Raw genomic sequence first — 3,080 nt, forward strand, 5'->3', positions numbered from 1 at the left:
AGCAATTGCTTCGAGGGAGGAATTCGATGTGAGGACAGCATCGCGGCTAATGGTATTGGCGGCGGCAATCCTTCTGACGCTTGCGTGTATTCCCACGGTTTGCGCTGCGGCGCCGCCGGCGAGCGGTCGCCTTAGGGTGGGGATCATCGGTTTCACTGGGCCCTTCGGCTCTCAGTACGTGCAGTACGCCTCCAACTGCCTGTCGGACGTATTGGTTGACATGCGGAGATTTGAGGTCGTCGAGAGGGCGAACATCGATCGAATACTGGCCGAACAGCGATTCCAGGTGTCCGGGGCCGTGAATCGCGATACCGCAGTTCGGTTGGGCGAAATCCTGGGCATCGATTACGCCTTCATCGGATCGCTGGATAGGTGTGAGGGCAAGAGCGAGTACTGGACTGACAAGGACGGGAGAAGGCACTACTACTACTCGGGTTCTGCAGAGGTATCCATCAGGATCATCGATGCATCTACAGGCACGATAGTATCGAGTCTCCGCCTCAGGGGCTGGGGACGCGATGATTCCTCGCCATCTGCCGCATGCCTTGATGCCGTGAAGTCATGTTTCGGCTCGACTCTCCGCGACGAGCTTGTCGCGAAGTTCCCTGTGATCGGCGAGGTGCTCGAAGCTCGGAGCAACCACGAGGTCTACATAAGAACCGAAGAAGCCTCTGTGATGACCCCTGGAAGCAGTTTTAGGATTCTGCGTCCGAATGTGACTCAGGTGGGCGGTTCGGGATCCCGACATCAATTCGTCTCAACTGATCAGGTGGCGGTCGTTAGGATCGTCTCTGTGTACGGCACAATCGCAAGAGCCAAGATCGTGGAGTCGTCAGGCGAAGTCGTCGCAGGGGATTACGCCGTGCAGGTGCAGGGATATCGCACTCCCGGTGAGAGGGCGGCCACCGCCCTTGCGGTCGTAGTCCTCGTGGCTTTGGTCGCGTTGGCCGCAGCGCTTCAGCCCTAGGCAGCGTAACGCGGTCTCCGGGCGGCGCTGTGTCGGTGTCGGTGGGAGACTGGGTATGGCGGTGATGCCGAGACCCGCTCCCACCGCACAGTTCAGAGTGGCAGGCTCCTGCGGTTGAACAACACAGCCCCACCTGCATACGTGATGAGGGCAATGCCTGTGGGAATGATGACCGCAGGGGCTATCGATGAACCTCCGGCCAGTATCTGCGTTGGATTCAGCAATGTGAACAGGGTGAAATTCCTGATCCACACATACCGGCCGCTCACCTTGGCCAGCATGTTCAGGACGAAAGAGGCGACGGGGATCCCCGCGCCGAAGGCGAGCGAGTGCTTAACCTCATCGAACAGGCACGAAAAGAAGAAGCATATTCCGCTGATAGCGTAGAAGATGAGCGTCGTGATGAGATTCAGCCGCAGGAACCCTCTTATGTCCAGCTGTCCTGCGAACATGGCTTGGCTGACGGCGATGCCGGCGATTGTCGTGAGCCCAAACAACGCGGTGACGCTGGCGACAAGATAGAGGGCCTGCGTCGTGAGGATGGTGAGGCGCGAATTGGGTGTGGACAGGAGATAGGCCATTGAGCCAGTGTCCACGTGCCTTGCCACCAGCCGGTTCGCAACAATGATGCAGAAGATCATGGGGAACAGGATGGCTACGAAGCTGTAGTAGAAGTTGGCGATGAAGGATGTGAGCGTAGTGCTGGCCTCGGAAAGCCCCATCGCGGAAACAAGCTCCTTGGGCAATGCCTCGATCGTGGCGATGGTCCCGTCGGCGCTTTCGGGGTCAAACATGGATATGATGATGGAAAGGTACATGAACATGAGGAACATGAAGACCACGACCAGAGTGAGATTCGACTTCGCCGTCGCCTTGAACAGTGTTGGGTTCACGCTATTTCGCTTCCTGCCCGTAATACTTCATGAACGCTTGTTCCAGGCTCTGCGAGATAACGTCGATTCCCCGGACTCTGCAACTGGACAGGGTCCTGATGAAGAAGTCGTAGTTGGAGCTCACGATGACTTCCACATGGTTCCCGGTTACCTTGCCGAGTTCTAGGCCGCTTGACCGTAGTATGGCAACGTCCTCTTGCGATGCCACTGTAACAACGAAGGCCTTGCGCTGGGATGCTTTGAGCGAATGGACGTCCTCCACAGCAACCAGCCTGCCCTCGCGGATTACGCCCGCGCGGTCAGAGGTGCGGTCGATTTCGTCGAAGTTGTGCGATGACATGAGAATCGTCTTTCCGCGCGCCTTCTCCTCCAGGATAAGGTCGATGAAGGTTCTCTGCATGAGCGGATCCAAGCCGCTTGTGGGCTCGTCAAGAACATATACGCTGGGGTCATGCATGAAAGCGGCGACGATCCCGACCTCTTGCTTCATCCCCTTCGACATCTTGCGGATACTGCGGCGTGCGTCCAGTTCGAAGCGATCGATGAGGGCGCGCATGCGGGTTCGGTCCCTGATGCCCCGCATGTCGTTCACGAACTGAAGAAACTGTGTTCCGGTCATGTCTTCGAAGAACGCGATCTCGCCCGGCAGATAACCCAAGGACCTGTGAATATCGGGTGCCTGCGTGCGGCAGTCCAGGCCGTTTATGGTGCAACTGCCCTTGTCGGCATTGGCGAAGCCCATCAACTGACGGATAGTCGTGGTCTTGCCTGCGCCGTTGGGACCAAGATAGCCGAAGACCTCGCCCGCGTTCACGGAAAACGACACATCAAAGATGCCTTTCCCGTTCCTGTAGGTTTTGGTGAGGTTCCGCACTTGTATTGCGGACACGAGGACACCTCCTTCACTTGTAAAGGTTGTTCTTTAGGAGACTCAGGTAACTGTCCAACTCCTCCATGTACGCACTGAAGTCAAGATCCTTGAGCTGGCCGTCCACGTACTTCGCGGTGGCTCGGCTAGCGTATCCTTCCATGGTCCAGGCGATCACGTTGAGGGCCTGCTTCGGGTCAATGCCGTCCTTGAACTTCGAGAGGTCGAGGCCGCTGAAGAACCTCGCGTAGGCTCTGCTGAGGAAGTCCGCCTTCTTCGCTTCGATCTGGTCCTTCAACGCATCTGTGCTCTTCAGGCTGGCGTTCGTGATGAAATTGAACAGGTCAGGATT

4 protein-coding genes are annotated in these 3,080 nt (G+C 57.3%); 1 reads left to right on the plus strand and 3 read right to left on the minus strand.

All coding sequences use genetic code 11. The annotated features are described in order from the left end of the window. Positions 1-28 precede the first annotated feature (28 nt). Positions 29-967 (plus strand): CsgG/HfaB family protein, encoded by a 939-nt coding sequence (locus tag NUW23_11455; GenBank protein ID MCR4426780.1) that lies wholly within the window; start codon positions 29-31, stop codon positions 965-967. Positions 968-1,059: 92 nt separating this feature from the next. Here the strand turns inward: NUW23_11455 and NUW23_11460 are convergent, their stop codons facing one another. The 3 genes from NUW23_11460 to NUW23_11470 form a co-directional block, all read right to left on the minus strand. Continuing rightward, a complete protein-coding gene (locus tag NUW23_11460) occupies positions 1,060-1,860 on the minus strand; it encodes an ABC transporter permease (GenBank protein ID MCR4426781.1) in 801 nt (266 codons plus the stop codon). A gap of 1 nt (position 1,861) precedes the next feature. Continuing rightward, entirely contained in the window at positions 1,862-2,749 is an 888-nt protein-coding gene (locus tag NUW23_11465) for an ABC transporter ATP-binding protein (GenBank protein MCR4426782.1), read from the minus strand. Positions 2,750-2,762: 13 nt separating this feature from the next. Next, positions 2,763-3,080: hypothetical protein (locus NUW23_11470; GenBank protein ID MCR4426783.1), on the minus strand; the 318-nt coding region annotated here is incomplete at its 5' end.

The organism is Bacillota bacterium (assembly GCA_024655925.1).
GTDB lineage: Bacteria > Bacillota > DTU025 > DTU025 > JANLFS01 > JANLFS01.